The sequence below is a fragment of the Flavobacterium xinjiangense genome, from assembly GCF_900142885.1.
Lineage (GTDB): Bacteria > Bacteroidota > Bacteroidia > Flavobacteriales > Flavobacteriaceae > Flavobacterium > Flavobacterium xinjiangense.
Window position 1 is genome coordinate 203040 of sequence record NZ_FRCL01000007.1, and the last position, 18628, is coordinate 221667.

Below are 18628 nucleotides of genomic sequence, written 5' to 3' on the forward strand. Positions count from 1 at the left end.
TGAACACTGAACACAATTCTTATGGCTGAACACAACGAACTTGGAAAACTTGGCGAAGAATTAGCGGTTGAGTACCTGCAAAAAGAGGGATATACTATACTGGAAACCAACTGGACTTTTCAAAAAGCGGAAATTGATATTCTTGCCAAGAAAGAAAATACACTTGCCGTCGTTGAAGTAAAAACCCGTTCGTCCCTCGAATTTGGTTTACCGCAAGATTTTGTAAAACCAAAAAAAATTCAACTTCTACTAAAAACAGTTGATGCCTATGTAAACGAACGAGATTTAGACATTGAAGTCCGTTTTGACATCATTGCCATCCATAAAGAAGGTAAATCACTTGTAATTGAGCACCTTATCGACGCTTTTTATCATTTTTAATGAAAATTTTCAATGTTATATTTGTAACAAATTGTTTTTTAATTATATTTGCACGGTTATTACACACAACTATATACTAACTGCAACTATTTTACAAAAAAACTAAACCTGTACAGCTATGAAAACTGTTTCATCAATTGTAGAAAACTACATCAAAACTAAGCCCTTCCTGCTTAATGCTTTATCGCTTGGAATCATCAATCTGACTTCATTATCCAGAAATATAATGACCGAATTAGAAAGTGAATTTGGCAAAGAAGTAAAGCAAGGTGCAGTCGTAATGGCATTAAAAAGATTAACCGAAGAATTAGATTTTAGACTAAATCATAAAATCAATAAAGTAATAAAAAACATTGGTGAAATCACTGTTCGCTCCGCATTGACCGACTTTACTTTCGCAGCATCAGAAACCGTTTTAAACAAACAAGCTGATTTAATTACTGATATCAACTCTTTCCCAGATATTTTTTATACCTCATCAAGAGGTGTTAACGAAACTAATATTGTGGTAAGCAATAGTGTAACTCATTTGGTTGACAAGCACTTTGCAACGGAGAAATTAATTCAAAAACTGGACAATCTTGCTTCAATCACCGTAAAATTACCAAAAGAAAATATCGTTGTTCCCGGAATTTACTATTTTATTTTCCAGCGATTGGCTTGGGAAGGAATCATCATCAATGAGGTGATTTCTACTTCAAATGAATTTACCATATTGGTAAGTGAAGACCAAGTGGATGTGGCTTTTAAAGTAATAAAAGACTTGAAGAATTAGAAAATTCCGGTAATCAACAAAGCTTCCAACAAAGCTTCCAGCCTTCAAAAGGCTGGAAGCTTTAAAAGGGAAGAAGTTTTTAAACTAAAAAAACACATTATGAATCCAATTCCTCTTGAAAACGGTAGATACTACCATATTTATAATAGAGGCAATAATGGAATAGATTTGTTTTATGAAATTGAGAACTATAAACACTTTTTGAGGTTATACGAGAAATACATTGACCCCGTAGCAGAAACTTATGCTTGGTGTTTGATGAAAAATCATTTTCACATTCTGGTTTACATCAAAGAAACCGAAGAAATTGATATTACAAAATTAGAATACTCTTCAACTGATAAACCAAAAATAGTTAACGCTTCAAAACAGTTTTCAAATTTATTCAACGCTTATACTTTAGCTATAAATAAACGATATAAAAGGACAGGTAGTTTATTTGAGAAAAACTTTAGGCGAAAAGTGGTTAATTCGGAAACTTATTTCCAAAAACTTGTTTTTTATATCCACAATAATCCAGTTCATCATAAGTTTACAGAACACATCATAGAATATCCTTGGACTTCTTATGGAACAGTTATCTCAAACAAGAAGACAAAATTACAAAGAGAAAAAGTAATAGAATCGTTTAATGATTTAGAAAATTTTAAATATTACCATACCATTAATCAAAATTTAGATGAAATTGAGGATTTAATTATAGAGTAAGTTTAAAAGAAAGCTTCCAGCTTTCAAAAGGCTGGAAGCTTTCTTTTAATCACCACCCAACATCTCCATGAATTCTAAAGCTGTCCTGGTATTCTTCACATTGTCAAAAGTCAACAGTAATCGCAAACCAGCTGGCGTTTGTTTTTCTTTCATTTTACAAATAGAACTGTGCGTTTGCACAAATTTTATTACTTGTTGAAAACGATTCGATTGGTAATAATCTGATTGTTGATCCGATACAAAATACCCAATCATCTTTCCTTGTTTCATCACCAATTTCTCGATTCCAATACGAGTTGCAATCCATTTGATACGAATACTATTCATTAACGCATTAGCTCGTGGCGGCATCGGACCAAAACGGTCAATCAATTTATTTTGAAAAACGATCAATTCTTCTTCATTTTTAACCGAACCTAATTCATTGTACAAACTCAATCGTTCCGAAACATTATTGATGTATTCATCTGAAAACAACAACTCAAAATCAGTGTCAATTTGGAGGTCTTTGACATATTCTTTGGTTTCCAAATTGTTTTCCTCCGGATACAAATCCTTGAATTCATTTTCTTTCAGTTCATCAATGGCTTCGTTCATGATTTTTTGGTAGGTATCAAATCCAATTTCGTTGATGAAACCACTTTGTTCTCCACCTAATAAATCTCCGGCACCACGAATCTCTAAATCTTTCATTGCAATATTAAAACCGCTTCCCAATTCGCTGAATTGTTCCAAAGCCTGAATTCGTTTTCTGGCATCATCCGTCATTGCAGAATAAGGCGGACAAATAAAATAGCAAAACGCTTTTTTATTGCTACGTCCTACTCGACCACGCATTTGATGCAAATCTGAAAGACCAAAATTATTCGCATTATTGATAAAAATCGTATTCGCATTAGGAACGTCCAAACCACTTTCGATGATGGTGGTTGCGACCAAAACATCAAATTCTCCGTTCATAAATGCCAGCATCAACTCTTCGAGTTTTTTCCCTTCCATCTGTCCGTGACCGATTCCTACTCTGGCATTAGGCACTAATCGCTGAATCATTCCGGCAACTTCCTTGATGTTTTCTATTCTATTATTGATGAAAAAAACCTGTCCATTTCGCTGAATTTCATACGAAATCGCATCTCGAATCATCTCTTCGCTAAATCCTACTACATTCGTTTCAATAGGATAACGATTGGGCGGAGGTGTTGTAATTACTGATAAATCGCGTGCCGCCATTAACGAAAACTGCAATGTTCTCGGAATTGGCGTTGCTGTTAAAGTCAACGTGTCTACATTGGCAGCAATGGTTTTGAGTTTGTCTTTTACGTTGACACCAAATTTTTGTTCCTCATCAACAATCAGCAATCCCAAATCTTTGAAAACCACATTTTTGTTGACCAATTGATGCGTTCCAATGACAATATCAAGTTTCCCTTCGGCCAATAATTTTAGGGTTTCTGCTTTTTGTTTGGCCGTTCTAAAACGGTTTAAATACCCCACAGAAACTGGCATGTCTTTCAATCGTTCTGTAAAAGTTCTATAATGTTGGTACGCTAAAATCGTGGTCGGAACCAATATCGCAACCTGCTTACTATTATCGACCGCCTTGAAAGCGGCACGAATGGCAACTTCAGTTTTCCCGAAACCTACATCTCCACAAACCAAGCGATCCATTGGACGGTCACTTTCCATATCAGCTTTTACTTCTGCCGTTGATTTGGTTTGGTCCGGTGTATCTTCGTAAATAAAGGAACTTTCAAGTTCGTTTTGCAAATAACTGTCAGGCGCAAACTGGAATCCTTTTTCAAGTCTTCTTTTGGCATACAACTGAATCAAATTGAATGCAATATGTTTGACGCGCGCCTTGGTTTTCTGTTTTAAAATCTTCCAGGCATTCGAACCCAATTTGTAAATTTTGGGTGGTGTTCCGTCTTTTCCGTTGTATTTCGAAATTTTGTGCAGCGAATGAATACTGACATACACAATATCATTATCGGCATAAACGAGCTTAATAGCTTCTTGCGTTTTGCCTTCTACTTGTATTTTTTGCAAACCTCCAAATCGCCCGATTCCGTGGTCAATATGCGTCACATAATCACCAACGGATAACGTCGTCAGTTCTTTTAAAGTGATGTTTTGCTTTTTCGAATAGCCGTTTTTGATGCTGAATTTATGGTAGCGTTCAAAAATCTGATGGTCGGTGTAACAGGTTATTTGGTTTTCCTCGTCGATAAATCCTTGGTACAAAGGCAAAACAACGGTATGATATTGTTTCCTGATATTCTCAGAATTTGCTTCATCCAAGGTTTCAAAAATATCATGAAATCTTTTGGCCTGGGCATCATTGGAACAAAACAAATAATTTTTGTAGCCATTGAAATGATTTTCATTCAGATTATTCAATAACAAATCAAATTGTTTGTTGAATGACGGTTGCGGTTGAATGTGGTATTCGAACTTTTTGGTGGTTCTAAAAATATGTTTTGAACTCAATTCCACAATCGAAAAATCCAACGCTCTTTTAATAAAACCAGCTTGGTTTAAGAACAATTGTTCCGGTGTGGAATGTTTTATGTCTTTAGATAACTTTTCAAAAGCTTCTTCGGCCTTCGCAAATTGTTTGTCTAATTGTGATAAAAGATATTCGGTGTTTTGAATGAAAATGACGGTTTTCTCCGATATGTAATCCAAGAAACTTTCTCTGTTTTCCTGAAAAACTTTGTTTTCCACATTTGGGATTATCGTAATTTTCTTTTGTTGCAAAATCGACAATTGCGTCGCTACATCAAAACTACGAATGCTTTCGACTTCGTCTCCAAAAAACTCAATTCGGTACGGATTATCATTCGAAAAAGAAAATACATCGACAATTCCTCCACGAACGGAAAATTCTCCGGGTTCCGTAATGAAATCTACTCTTTTAAACTCATATTCAAACAAAACTTCATTGATAAAATCGATCGAAATCTTGTCACCAACAGCAACTTTCAATGTGTTTTTATCCAATTCTTTTCGGGTTACCACTTTCTCGAATAATGCTTCGGGATAGGTGACAATAACTGCGGGTTTTTTGCGGGAATTGATTCTATTCAGGACTTCGGCGCGAAGTAAAACATTCGCATTATCAGTTTCTTCAATCTGATACGGACGACGGTAGGACCCTGGATAAAACAAAACATCCTGGTCACCAATCATTTGTTCCAAATCGTTCAAATAGTACGCGGCTTCTTCTTTATCATTAAAAACAATTAAAAAAGGAAGTTCTGATTTCTTGAAAATAGAACGAATGACAAAAGAAATTGCCGATCCCAATAATCCATCAAGATGCATTTTTACTTGATTATTCTCTTGCAAACGAGCAACAATCTGTTGCGTTTTTGGAGAATCATCGTAGGTATTATATAAAGCTTTTTTACTCAACGCGTGGTAGATTTGGGTCGGTTGGTGTATTCGGAATTGCTCTGGAAGTATCCATCATTTTCATTAATTCCGATTCCCCTTCTTCGACAGGAATTTTACTTTTTTCTACAATTTTGTCCATTTGTCTTTGCAAGGAAACTAATTCCGCATTGATTTCTGAAACTAAAACAATTACTTTTTGATCCGGAATCTTATCCAGATTAAGGAATAAATCCAACAATCTCACCTTGGTGATTAAAGTGGAAACCCTACTTTTTATCTGAGGTTTGTTGAACTGTGAAGGAATGTTTTCATTAAGAGCCATTACTTTTTTAGACAATGCTTTTGATTTTTTTTGAAACGCTCCGATTGTTTTTTTAGGTTTAACGGCTAATTCCGCAAAAAACACTCGCAATTCGTTCCAGCTGGCTACTGTAGCCTCAGAAGTTGAATTAATAGGCGTGTCATAAAAAACCCAGCCTTTGTTTATATTTGAAAAAATGAGTTCGTTTTTTTTAGCCTGTTTTTCATTTTCTGCTAATCGTTTTTGATTGTCATTTTTGCACGCAGACAAAATGATAATCAGAAAAAAGAAGCATGATAATTTATATTTCATAAGTTAATATATTAACGTACAAAGTTACAAAGTAAATTCACAATAACGAATTACCAAATTAGTAATAACTTAGTAAACTACTGGAGATTTGCATCTCTCAAAAAAGCTCTGAATTTAATTTATATCTCATTTGCGTTTTTCAAATAACAATCTACTATTTCAGAAGATATTTTGATGCTTTAAATTATAAATATTAATAATTTCATTAGATTATGAATATCATTTTAAGAATTTAATAATATTTTTATCCAAAATTATGTTATTTACGAAAACGTTATCTTTGAATTTTTAAAACAGATAAAATGAGTACTAAAATATTGATTATAGGCGCTTGCGGACAAATTGGAACGGAGCTTACCCATAAACTTCGACAACTATATGGAACCGATAATGTAATTGCTTCCGATATTCGAAAACTGAATACTGATGTGGTTAATTCCGGTCCTTTTGAAGTAGTGAATGCATTAGATTTTAATCAGATTGAGCATCTTGTCGAAGTTCATCAAATTGATGAGATTTATTTAATGGCGGCATTATTATCAGCGACAGCCGAGAAAAACCCTGCTTTTGCTTGGGATTTGAATATGAATTCGTTGTTTCATGTTTTGAATTTGGCGAAAGCCAAAAAAATAAAAAAGATATTCTGGCCATCGAGCATTGCTGTTTTTGGTCCTACAACCCCTAAAGAAAATACCCCGCAATATACCATCATCGAACCTTCAACAGTTTACGGAATCAGTAAACAAGCCGGCGAAAGATGGTGCGAATATTACCATAATATCTTTGGCGTAGATGTTCGCAGCGTACGTTATCCGGGATTAATCAGCTGGTCTTCGCCTCCGGGTGGCGGAACAACTGATTATGCGGTAGATATTTATCACAAGGCTTTAAGTGACGGAAAATACGAATGTTTTTTATCCTCCGAAACCAAAATGCCAATGATGTACATGGACGATGCCATTGCCGCAACGATACAAATTATGCAAGCTCCAGCCGAGCAAATAAAAATTCGTTCTGCTTATAATCTAGCCGCAATGAGTTTTACCCCGACAGAAATTGCTGCTGAAATCAAAAAACACATTCCTGAATTTACTATTTCTTACGAACCTGACTTCCGTCAAAAAATAGCCGACAGCTGGCCAGCGAGTATCGATGATGCATACGCCAGGGAAGATTGGAATTGGAAACACAAATTTGATTTGGAAAGCATGACAGTAGATATGTTGGAGCATTTGAAATAGACTTTTGTCTTTGATTTAAAATTTCTGATTTTAAAATTGTGGTGATGAACCCGATTTTAAAATCAGACATTTTTTTGTTTATAGAACAGCTCTTCTTTGATGTTATTGTTAAGCTGAAAAAAGTGAAATCATTCACTTTACCTCTTTCAAAAAGCCCATATTTGATACTTAACAAACCTAGAATTTAAAAACTTATTCCTTATTATTTTTCTTACTTTTGATTCGTTTTCAAAAAAACCGTAAACCAAAAGTAATTATATGTCAAATTCCTTTCAACCAATTGAAGAAAATAAGAGAACTGCTATTGTCGATATTCTAAGAGGCTGGGCGCTATTGGGAGTTGTCATTGGAAACTATTCAGATTTTTTCCATATCGGATTACCATCTTCTGCACAAGACAACAGTGTTTTATCTCACATGCTTGCGGCAGTAAATGAAATCTTTTTTGCAGCCAAATCTTGGACATTATTGACGATCTTATTTGGTTATGGTTTTGCGGTTCTCCTAAATAATGTGGCTAGTAAAGGAAAAAATCCTGTTTGCTTTTTTGGCTGGAGAATGACCCTACTGTTTATGTTTGCATTTATTGACTCCGCTTTTTGGCTGGGTGATATTTTGAAAGATTATGCTTTTTTGGGTCTTATACTGCTGCTATTTTATAAAAGTTCAGCAAAAACAATACTAATAACCTGCTTACTTCTTTTTTTAATGATTCCATTTATTGCTGCCTACATAAACAATATACATATGGTTTATCCTGAAATTTCTACTAGTCCTGAGTATCTGAAATTGTTTTATTCGGGCAACTGGTTTGATTTCTTTGAATTTAATTTATTAGCGAGTTATTATGAACAAATAATTGTACTAGGATATGCAATTACGGCACATGTAGTAATGTTTGCCTGTATGCTTTTAGGGTTTTATGCTCAAAAAATCAATTTTTTTAATCGTTTACATGAATTGAAAAAACAATTAAAAACCACACTTTTTATAAGTCTGTTTACTGCGCTGTCTTTAGGTGTGTTTTTAAAATTTGCAATGGTAAACAAACTTACGTTTTTTAGCTATTTTAATCCTTTTTACTGGTTAATTCTAAGCACGATGCTGTTTATCGCAACTGGTATTTGCCTACTGCATTGCAGTAGTAAACTAAAAACAATTTTCAATTATTTCAGGGTTTCCGGAAAAATGACATTGACGAATTATATGGCGCAAAATATACTTGCTGCATTTATTTTTTCGGGTATTGGCTTGAATATATCCAATAGTATGCCCTATTGGTTTTATTTTTCTTTAGCCATTTCAGTATTCATTATTCAGTTATTTATAAGCAAATGGTGGCTTTCAAAATACAATTACGGCCCTGTTGAATGGCTGTGGAGAGTCTTGAGTTATGGCAAATTATTTCCGCTTAAAAAGACAGAAAAAAACAACCTCCCTATTATAACAATTTCAAATGAAAATCAAAAAAAGGAATCCGCTTTAGAAACAATAAAATATTAATTCTATTAATAGCCGACAGCTGGCCCGCGAGTATCGATGATAATCCTGCCAGAAAAGATTGGAACTGAAAACATAAATTTGATTTGGAATCCATGACCGTGGATATGTTGGAGCATTTGAAAAAGACTTTTTTCTATAATTTAGAATGTATGATTTTAAAATTAAGGTGATGAACCCGATTTTAAAATGAGACATTCTAAGTTAAACAAATAAAATTCTTGTATCTCCTATTTATTCCAAAAAAAAATCAATAAGAAAACTACTAACTATCTGATTAACAAATAATATCATGTGAAATTCAATTGTAATATTAAAAAAAATCTTACTTTTGAGTTGTTAGAATTTTAAATAAAAAAGAAACACATTTCATCCCTTTAATTTTAAACCATAATTCCTCGCTATGAAAAAAATTCTTCTCTCCTTCACTCTAATAATTCTTTCTTTTTGTGCAATTGCTCAAAAAAATAATAAAATTGAAATAGGTACCGTTGATAGCGTTTATTCAAAAATATTAAAGGAACAGCGAAAGATCTTGATCCATATTCCCAATAGTGATCAAAGCGGTATTTTTTCTAAACAACGCTATCCTGTTATTTATATATTAGATGGCGATGCTCATTTTAATTCAATTGTTGGAATGATTGAACAACTAAGTGCAATAGGCGGCAATACTAATTTTCCTGAAATGATTGTTATAGGTATCCCAAATACGGACAGAACGAGAGATCTAACCCCAACACATATTAACTCTGCTCTACCTATGATGGATAGCATTGCTGCTAAAAATACTGGTGGAGGTGAAAAATTCATTTCTTTTATAGAAAAAGAATTAATGCCTCATATTGATTCATTATATCCAACTACACCCTACCGAATGTTAATTGGACATTCTTTAGGAGGTTTGACTGTTATAAATACTTTAATTCATCACACCAATTTATTCAACGCTTATGTAGCCATTGACCCAAGTATGTGGTGGGACAATAAAAAACTTTTAATGGAAACTAAAAACGCCTTAGCTATCAATAAATACCCGAATGTTTCCTTGTTTTTAGGAATTGCCAATACTATGGAAAAAGGAATGGATATCACAAAAGTCAAAAAGGACAAATCTGATATCACAAAACATATTCGATCCATTTTGGAGTTGGATAACTATATGAGTCCAAATAAGCAAAACCAATTAAAATACCAGTCCAAATATTATAACGATGATGACCACAACTCTGTAACATTAATTACCGAATACGATGCGCTTCGTTTTATTTTTGATTACTATAAATTAAAGCTAACCATGTCTGACTATATGAATATTAATAAGGTATTACTATCTAAAATTGAAACGCATTATAGCGACCTGTCAAAGAAATTTGGGTACGAGGTAAAAGTTCCAGAAGGTCTTATAAATACTCTTGGATATCAAGCATTAGGCGTAAAGCATTTTGAAGAAGCTGAATCTTTATTTAAATTAAATGTCGCTAATTATCCTGAAAGTTTTAATGTTTATGATTCTCTTGGAGATTTTTATGATGCTAAAAAGGATAAAGCAAACGCAATTAATCTTTACAAAAAAGCGCTATCAATTAAAGAGTTTCCCGAAACAAGAAAAAAGCTAGACAATCTTCAAGTGAATTAAGAAAAAACAAAACATAAAAAAAGCCCTTTTCAGGGCTTTTTAAAATTACTTTATTTCGTAAAAATTATTGGCTTGTTTCACATCGGCCATTAAACCACTTGGGTCGATGGTGATTTTCTTGATAGTTGTTTTCGGTTTAGAAATAGCAAACTCATACGTAGGATGTGCCCAAGTCCAATCCTTTAAAACCGTTCTTTTTACAGCCGGGTTAGGATTTTCTTTTTCGAAACTCATCATGCGCAATGGAACGTAGAAACTTTCTGTTGTTCCATCCGTATATTCTACAGTCAAATCAATTGGCATCGGCATTCTGCCTATTCTTTCTAGTGTAACGACCGTTTTTTCGGCATTCTCTTTCACATCTTTGATTCCATAATCAATTGTGTTTGCCGTTTCGGCCCAATCCAACAAATACCAATCTAAATTTGCTCCAGAAACTCTTTCGGCCGTTCTCTTGATGTCATTTGGCGTAGGATGTTTGAATTTGAAATCATGGTAATATTTCTTTATCGTTTTGGCCAAATTATCCTGTCCAATCACGTAACCCAATTGTGACAAGAAAATACTACCTTTTACATAAGATGAAATGCTATAAGGTCTGTTTTCATCGTAACGATCTCCATGAGTAGTTTGTGGTTGTTCTTTTCCCGAATCCACTAACGAATAATAAGCCTTATAATTTCCTTTGAATGGGTTTTCTTCTTTTTTAACTGCCATTTCGTTCAATACAAAATCTTCTACATAAGTAGTAAATCCTTCGTCCATCCAAGGATGTTTTGATTCATTTGAAGCTAAAATATGCTGGAACCAAGAATGTCCCAACTCATGTGTTGCGGTTCCTAAAATTCCTTCAAGAGTTCCATTTCCTAACATCAACGTACACATGGCATATTCCATTCCGCCATCGCCACCTTGTATAAAAGAGTACTGTTTGTATGGATAATCCCCGATTTTCTTATTGTAAAAATCCATTACATTAACCATCAAAGGCTCCAGTTTTTTCCAGTTTTCTGCAGTCTTAGGATTGTTTTTATACAAGAAATGCAAATCAACATTATTAGGTCCTTTTACCACGTCGTGCGTATAATTTTTATCAGCAGCCCAAGTAAAATCATGCACCATCGGTGCTACAAAATGCCAAGTCAATGTTTTCGTTTTCTTTGGATAAACAACCGTAACTCCAGCATCTTGATATCCTTTCCCAATTCCATTTTGGTTTTTCAAATAACCAGAACCGCCTAAAGTATAGTCCTTATCAATAGTAATATTTACGTCAAAATTTCCCCAAACACCATGAAACTCTCTGGCAATATAAGGATCTGCGTGCCAACCTTCGAAATCAAATTCGGCCATTTTAGGGTACCATTGCGACATAGACAATTCCACACCTTCTAAATTATTTCTACCCGAACGACGAATTTGTACCGGAACCTGACCATCAAAATCTAAGGTGAAAGTAGTTTTTGAATTGGGAAGAATTGGTTTTGCCAAAGTCACTTCGAGAATCGTCCCTACCGTTTTTGCAGCAGCACTAACTCCGTCTTGTTTGAAATTAGTGATATTCAAAAAACCAATTTCATTTGGTTTCAAATTTTTGATTCGGCTTTCTTTTACTTCTTTACCATCCACTTTTATTTTGTTGACCATTCTGGCGTCCGGATCTTTAATCGTTTGGATCCTGGCATCCATTTCGCTTCCGGGTTGGAACGCATTTGGATACAAATGATAAAATACTTTTTTCAAAGTATCGGTAGAATTATTGGTGTAAACCAATTCCTGTTTTCCTTTGTATTGGTAATTCTTGACGTTCATATTTACGTCCATTTTATAATCAACGTGTTGTTGCCAATACCCAGTGCTTTGAGCAGACGCAGTGCAAAAATTAAGTGTAATAAAAGACAGTAAAAAGAGTTTTCTCATCATTTTTGTAATAAAAAATGGAAGAACAGCTGCCCTTCCATTGGATTAGTAAATTTATTGCTTTAAATATTTTTAGATAATGCCTCTGCAAGAATCAGCGCATTGTAAGCATTGATCATTTTTCCTGATTTTGACGTATCAGCTGCCGATTTTTTATCATTATTCTCCCCTAATTCTACTGACGCTGGCAGTGGTGTTCCAGAATCCATTAGAATTTGTTTTACTTGCTTCGCTGATAATTTAGGATAATAGGAACGAACCAATGCTGCAACTCCAGCTGCATTTGGCGAAGCCATAGATGTTCCTTGTTCGTACTTGTATTTGTTATTTGGAACCGAGGCATAAATTTCCATTCCTGGAGCATACACATCTACATTGATTGAACCGTAATTAGAAAATGGTGCCACCACCGTTTGGCCGTACATATTATTTAATGCTCCAACTGTCAAAACATTACTGGCAAACTCTTTTTTGTTGTCTTCTGAATCATTTGGAAAATTGATGTTTTTTTCTAAATCAATATCATTCCCATCGTTTCCAGATGCATGTACAAACAAAACATCTTTCTTTTCAGCATATTTAATAGCATCAAAAACCCATTGCTTGTGTGGAGAATAGCTTTTTCCAAAACTTCCGTTGATTACTTTCGCGCCGTTATCTACCGCATAACGAATAGCCAAAGCAATATCTTTATCGTATTCATCACCATTAGGAACAGCTCTTACTGCCATAATTTCAACATTGTTTGCCACTCCGTCACCGCCAACATTGTTATTTCTTACTTGAGCAATAATTCCCGCAACGTGAGTTCCGTGCAAGGCTTCTTCTTTATCCGGTCCGTAAACTATGTTGTTACCGTATTTAGTGTCGTTTATATCATCCGGGTTATCGCCAACTGATTTTCTACCGTTAAATTCTCTGTTTAAATTATAATTTAATTGGTCGTAAACATACTTTCTGTATTCTTCGATATCAGCGCTGAATTTTGGTCCTGACTGCCCAATAACGCGAGTCATAATCATTTTGCTTTTATTCAACTCTTCATTAGTAGTTACAATTGCATTCAATTCTTCAAGCGTATAATCGTCTTTCTTTAAATAGGTCTGTATTACTTTATTGGTATTCAAAAGAAAGTCTACTTGTTGTTTCCCTTCCAATGCTTCTTTGTACTTCTTTTCATAATCCGCTTTAGCATTTTTATATGCCACTGAACCATCATCCGCTTTTTTCAGAATACGGGTCATCTCTAAATTTTCAAATCCTGAATCACCAAGGAAATTCCAACCGTGAATATCATCGATAAAACCATTTTTGTCATCGTCAATTCCGTTTCCTGCGATTTCTTTGGCATTGGTCCAAATCACTGATTTTAAATCTTGGTGATCAATATCAACTCCTGAATCCACAATTCCCACGATAACTTTTACCCCTTTTTTATTTTTCAACAATTCGGCATACGCTTTATCAACGCTCATTCCCGGAATGGTATCTTTTACTAAATCTAAATGACTCCAACGTTTTAAATCAGCATCGCTTATAGGAGCAACTTTCTTGATAATTGAAGGATAACTTACTGTTGTAGGCGCAGAAGTTTTGGAAACTTGCTTTTGAGCGGTACACCCCACTAATGCAAAAAAAGCAACGGCAGAATAATATATCGGTTTAATCGTGTTCATTTATAAATTTTTAAAATTAAATGTGGGCCTAAATTATGCCTTTTTACAACAGAATATAGATGGATTAACACTCTGTTAAGATTTGACGAATGTAAAAAAATAAATGAAAGTGTTTTCCAAATTGGTTAAAATAAAAATGGAAGGACAAATTGCCCTTCCATTTATAAATATTTGAAACTATTATTTAGACATTTTATCTGCCATAAGTAAAGCATTGTAAGCATTCACTATTTTTCCTGATTTAGATAAAGTAGTAAAAGAACGTGTGTCAGCAGGTTTTCCTCCAACAATCACATCTGTTGTAATCGCTACCCCTGAATCCATCAAAATGTGTTTTACTTGTTGGGCAGATAATTTTGGATAATACGAACGGATTAATGCTGCAACTCCAGCAACATTTGGCGAAGCCATAGATGTTCCTTGCAAATATTTGTAAGAATCATTTGGTGTTGTAGCATAAATTTTTACTCCTGGTGCAAAAACGTCTACATTAACTTTTCCAATATTAGAAAATCGTGCCACTACTTTATTTCCGTATTCAAAGTTTAATGCGCCAATCGTGATTACATTGTCAGCAAACTCCGTTACTTTATCTTCAGAATCGTTAGGGAAATTATTTTCAGTATCGATATCTTTTGCGTCATTACCGGCTGCATGAACAATTAACACATCTTTTTTCTCAGCGTATTTGATAGCATCATAAACCCATTGTTTATGTGGTGAAAAGCTTTTTCCAAAACTTCCGTTAATTACTTTCGCACCATTGTCAACAGCATAACGAATACCAAGCGCTATATCTTTATCGTATTCATCTCCGTCCGGCACCGCACGAACGGTTAAGATTTCAACATTATTCGCTATTCCGTCTCCACCTAATGTGTTATTTCTAGTTTGAGCGACAATTCCGGCAACGTGCGTTCCATGAAGAATTTCATTCTTGTCTGGACCCATAACGTTGTTGTTTCCGTATTTTGTGTCTTTTATATCTTCCGGATTATCACCCACAACTTTTCTATAGTCGGTTTTTAGGTTGTCCCCTTTTAGAAGCGCATTAAAACCATCTAATTGTTTTTGTACCGCAACTTTCAGGTCAGCAATAGGCAAATTATAAGAAAGCATTTGTTGCATCGCAGTTTTGCTTTTTTGCATTTCTGGCTCTTGTGAAACAATTGCTTTTACCTCATCAATGGTGTAAACTGACTTCCCAAAATGTTTTACCAAAGTGGCATCACTTTCATTTAGGGTTGCAATCATTTGTTCCGTACGCGCTTTCCCTGTTGTAGCATCAGCAATTTTTTTATCATTTAACGCTTTTGCCGCTTGATATGTTACTTCGTCAACTAGATTCTTATTTTTGATGATTCTTTCGTATTCCAAATTCTCTTTGGTGATATCTCCAAGGAAATTCCAACCGTGAATGTCATCGATATATCCGTTTTTATCATCGTCAATTCCGTTTCCTGCAATTTCTTTTTTATTGGTCCAAACCACAGATTTCAAATCTTGATGTTCGATATCTACTCCAGAATCTACAATTCCCACGATAACTTTTACCCCATTTTTATTTTTCAATAATTCGGCGTAAGCTTTATCAACACTCATTCCTGGAATGGTATCTTTTACGATATCTAAATGACTCCAACGTTTCATGTCATTTTCGTTTATAGGGGCAACTTTTTTAACGTTTAAAGGTGCGCTAATGGCAATAAGTCCCGCGTTAGAAGTAGAAACTTGTTTTGTAGCGCCACATCCCGCTAAGATTAATAGTGCAAATGCAGATAAATAAATTGGTTTAATGCTATTCATTGATTGTTGTATTAAATTTTAAATATTTGTCTAAAATAAATTATTTTGTTACAAAAATATTTAAGTTTAACACAATTTTAAAAAATGGCATCACACGTAAATCGTTCTTTCAATCGAACTCCTTTTTCCGTTTTCTCTACGGTAATAATTTCGTTGTGGGCGTCGTGTTCCAAAAACAAGTAGTGATTATTATCTGCAGCGGCATTTAGAAACTTTGCTTTTTCTGGCATAGTCAATAATGGTCTGGTGTCATATCCCATTACATAAGGAATAGGAACGTGTCCGGCTGTTGCCAATAAATCAGCACAAAATATAATCGTTTTATCCTGATATTGAATTTGTGGAATCATTTGCTTTTCGGTATGCCCATCGGCAAAGAAAATACCAAAACCCAGTTCTGATTTCTCTAGAAAATCGCCTTCCGGTCTTTTGATTAAATGCAACTGACCGCTTTCCTGCATCGGTAAAATATTCTCTGAAAGAAAGGATGCTTTTTCCCTTGGATTTGGCTTTGTAGCCCACTCCCAGTGGTTGTTATTACTCCAGAACTTCGCGTTTTTAAATGCCGGTTCGTAGCCCGTTTTGTCCTTGTTCCACTGTATGCTTCCACCACAGTGGTCAAAATGCAAATGCGTCATAAAAACATCGGTAATATCATCACGATGAAAACCGTATTTAGCCAACGATTTATCCATGGAATGCGTTCCCCAAAGCGAGTAATAGCCAAAAAACTTCTCGGATTGTTTGTTTCCCATTCCGGTATCAATCAAAATCAATTTATCAGCATCTTCAATCAATAAACAGCGTGCAGCAATGTCAATTAAATTATTTTCATCAGCTGGATTTGTTTTATTCCAAATGGTTTTTGGCACAACACCAAACATAGCGCCACCATCAAGTTTAAAATTTCCGGTTTCTATAGGGTATAGTTTCATGTTCTTTTATGTTTTTTGAGAGGTTCCAAAGTTAAGGAATCCAAATGCTTTTAGGCGTTTCAAATAGCTTTTTTCTATTTTTGCATTGGTTATAAAAATGTTATCAATTATGGAAAAAGCATTTTATACACTATCTTTGTGCTTAATTTAGACAAAATCAATATAAGCTATGATAAAAGTTTCTGACACTGCAAGAAAAAAAATCATCGATCTAATGAAAGATGATGGTTTTGATGCTGCAATCGACTATGTAAGAGTGGGTGTAAAAAGCGGCGGATGTTCTGGATTGTCTTATGATTTAAAATTTGATAAAACAAAAAGCGAAGACGATAAAATTTTTGTAGACAATGATATCACTATTGCTGTTGAAAAAAAATCTTTTCTGTACTTAGCCGGAACAATATTAGAATTCTCGGGAGGAATTAATGGGAAAGGATTTGTTTTCAATAATCCAAACGCCAATAGAACATGTGGTTGCGGGGAATCATTTTCACTATAACCAAATAAAAAAAGATTTAAACCATTAAGAAGTTAAGCTAATTAAGCCTTAATAATCTTAATGTCTTAATGGTTTTAAAAAATAAAAATATGTCAAAATATACAGAAGACGACTTAAAAATCGAACTCGAAACTAAAGAATACGAATACGGATTTTACACCGAATTAGAATCGGAAACGTTTCCAATTGGTTTAAATGAAGATATCGTTCGCGCTATTTCGCAAAAAAAAGGAGAACCTCAATGGATGACCGACTGGCGTCTTGAGGCTTTTCGTGCTTGGGAGCTAATGACAGAGCCGGAATGGGCTAATGTGCATTATACGAAACCTGATTTTCAGGCGATTTCTTATTATTCAGCTCCAAAAGCGGTAGATCCCAATAAAACATTGGACGATGTCGATCCGGAACTTTTAGAAATGTACAAAAAGTTAGGAATCTCTGTCGATGAGCAAAAGATGATGAACAATGTAGCTATGGATATCGTAGTCGATTCCGTTTCAGTAGCGACAACATTCAAGAAAACATTAGGCGAAAAAGGAATTATCTTTATGAGTATTTCTGAAGCCATCAAAGAGCATCCAGAATTAGTTCGTAAATATTTAGGAACGGTTGTACCACAAAAAGATAATTTTTATGCGGCGCTAAATTCAGCAGTTTTCTCTGATGGATCTTTCTGTTATATTCCAAAAGGCGTTCGTTGCCCTATGGAACTTTCAACTTATTTCAGAATCAATCAGGCAGGAACAGGACAATTCGAAAGAACATTATTAGTTGCCGATGAAGGCAGTTATGTCTCCTATTTGGAGGGCTGTACTGCTCCAAGTCGTGATGAAAATCAATTGCACGCTGCAGTAGTAGAATTAATCGCATTAGACGATGCCGAAATAAAATATTCAACAGTACAAAACTGGTATCCCGGAAATAAAGAAGGCAAAGGTGGAGTTTTCAATTTTGTGACTAAAAGAGGAATCTGCGAGAAAAACGCAAAAATTTCTTGGACTCAAGTTGAAACAGGTTCTGCTATAACTTGGAAATATCCTTCTGTTATTTTAAAAGGAGATAATTCAACAGGAGAATTTTATTCGATTGCTGTAACCAATAATTTTCAACAAGCCGATACAGGAACAAAAATGATCCATTTAGGTAAAAACTCTAAATCGACCATTATTTCTAAAGGGATTTCTGCTGGAAAATCACAAAATAGTTACCGTGGTTTGGTTAAAATTGGACCAAATGCAGATAACGCCAGAAACTTTTCACAATGTGACTCGTTATTAATGGGAAACAATTGTGGAGCACACACCTTCCCTTACATCGAAAGTAAAAATCCATCTGCAAAAATCGAACATGAGGCTACGACAAGTAAAATTGGCGAAGACCAAGTTTTCTATTGCAACCAACGTGGAATCCCAACTGAAAAAGCTATTGCCTTAATCGTAAACGGTTTCAGTAAAGATGTATTGAATAAGTTACCAATGGAATTTGCCGTAGAAGCACAAAAATTATTAGAAATTTCTCTTGAGGGAAGCGTTGGATAAT

At 34.6% G+C, this 18628-nt stretch carries 14 protein-coding genes; 8 read left to right on the forward strand and 6 right to left on the reverse strand.

The genetic code is table 11. The features are described from left to right. Positions 1 to 21: 21 nt before the first annotated feature. From BUC23_RS10525 to BUC23_RS10535, 3 genes are all read left to right on the forward strand, one after another. Complete coding sequence (locus BUC23_RS10525; protein ID WP_073209220.1) at positions 22 to 381, forward strand: YraN family protein; 360 nt, start codon at positions 22 to 24, stop codon at positions 379 to 381. Positions 382 to 499: 118 nt separating this feature from the next. Continuing rightward, on the forward strand, positions 500 to 1156 hold the full coding sequence (locus BUC23_RS10530; protein WP_073209221.1) for an aspartate kinase: 657 nt from the start codon (positions 500 to 502) through the stop codon (positions 1154 to 1156). A 99-nt stretch (positions 1157 to 1255) separates the two neighbouring features. Then, a complete protein-coding gene (locus BUC23_RS10535; RefSeq protein ID WP_073209222.1) occupies positions 1256 to 1864 on the forward strand; it encodes a transposase in 609 nt (202 codons plus the stop codon). Positions 1865 to 1909: 45 nt separating this feature from the next. Here BUC23_RS10535 and mfd read toward each other — a convergent pair whose 3' ends face one another. Together mfd and BUC23_RS10545 are read right to left on the reverse strand one after the other, a co-directional pair. After that, positions 1910 to 5278 carry a transcription-repair coupling factor gene (gene mfd, locus BUC23_RS10540; RefSeq protein WP_073209223.1) on the reverse strand — a complete coding sequence of 1123 codons (3369 nt, stop codon included), beginning with the start codon at positions 5276 to 5278 and terminating at the stop codon, positions 1910 to 1912. After that, on the reverse strand, positions 5271 to 5873 hold the full coding sequence (locus tag BUC23_RS10545; RefSeq protein ID WP_073209224.1) for a hypothetical protein: 603 nt from the start codon (positions 5871 to 5873) through the stop codon (positions 5271 to 5273). The genes mfd and BUC23_RS10545 overlap by 8 nt, the downstream gene beginning before the upstream one ends. A 302-nt stretch (positions 5874 to 6175) precedes the next feature. Here BUC23_RS10545 and BUC23_RS10550 point away from each other — a divergent pair, with 302 nt between their 5' ends. The 3 genes from BUC23_RS10550 to BUC23_RS10560 all read left to right on the forward strand — a co-directional run bounded on the left by BUC23_RS10550 (position 6176) and on the right by BUC23_RS10560 (position 10253). Further along, the gene (locus BUC23_RS10550) at positions 6176 to 7114 is read left to right on the forward strand and encodes an L-threonine 3-dehydrogenase (protein WP_073209225.1); all 939 of its coding nucleotides are present in this window, start codon (positions 6176 to 6178) and stop codon (positions 7112 to 7114) included. A gap of 258 nt (positions 7115 to 7372) precedes the next feature. After that, entirely contained in the window at positions 7373 to 8617 is a 1245-nt protein-coding gene (locus BUC23_RS10555) for a DUF418 domain-containing protein (protein ID WP_073209226.1), read from the forward strand. A gap of 400 nt (positions 8618 to 9017) precedes the next feature. Further along, the gene (locus tag BUC23_RS10560) at positions 9018 to 10253 is read left to right on the forward strand and encodes an alpha/beta hydrolase-fold protein (protein ID WP_073209227.1); all 1236 of its coding nucleotides are present in this window, start codon (positions 9018 to 9020) and stop codon (positions 10251 to 10253) included. A 45-nt stretch (positions 10254 to 10298) separates the two neighbouring features. On the opposite strand, the gene BUC23_RS10565 is transcribed toward BUC23_RS10560, so the two are convergent. The 4 genes from BUC23_RS10565 to BUC23_RS10580 all read right to left on the reverse strand — a co-directional run bounded on the left by BUC23_RS10565 (position 10299) and on the right by BUC23_RS10580 (position 16590). Next, positions 10299 to 12173, reverse strand: a complete 1875-nt coding sequence (locus tag BUC23_RS10565; protein ID WP_073209228.1) for a M1 family metallopeptidase — start codon at positions 12171 to 12173, stop codon at positions 10299 to 10301. 62 nt (positions 12174 to 12235) lie between these two features. Then, positions 12236 to 13849, reverse strand: a complete 1614-nt coding sequence (locus tag BUC23_RS10570) for a S8 family peptidase (protein WP_073209229.1) — start codon at positions 13847 to 13849, stop codon at positions 12236 to 12238. A gap of 180 nt (positions 13850 to 14029) precedes the next feature. After that, positions 14030 to 15655: a S8 family peptidase gene (locus tag BUC23_RS10575; RefSeq protein ID WP_073209230.1), complete on the reverse strand. Its 1626-nt coding sequence runs from the start codon at positions 15653 to 15655 to the stop codon at positions 14030 to 14032. Between the two features lie 77 nt (positions 15656 to 15732). After that, on the reverse strand, positions 15733 to 16590 hold the full coding sequence (locus BUC23_RS10580; protein WP_073209231.1) for an MBL fold metallo-hydrolase: 858 nt from the start codon (positions 16588 to 16590) through the stop codon (positions 15733 to 15735). A 169-nt stretch (positions 16591 to 16759) separates the two neighbouring features. On the opposite strand from BUC23_RS10580, the gene BUC23_RS10585 reads away from it, so the two are divergent. Together BUC23_RS10585 and sufB are read left to right on the forward strand one after the other, a co-directional pair. Then, positions 16760 to 17089 carry a HesB/IscA family protein gene (locus BUC23_RS10585; protein ID WP_039108447.1) on the forward strand — a complete coding sequence of 110 codons (330 nt, stop codon included), beginning with the start codon at positions 16760 to 16762 and terminating at the stop codon, positions 17087 to 17089. Between the two features lie 89 nt (positions 17090 to 17178). Further along, positions 17179 to 18627, forward strand: coding sequence for a Fe-S cluster assembly protein SufB (gene sufB, locus BUC23_RS10590; RefSeq protein WP_073209261.1), 1449 nt, complete (start codon positions 17179 to 17181; stop codon positions 18625 to 18627). Position 18628 lies beyond the last annotated feature (1 nt).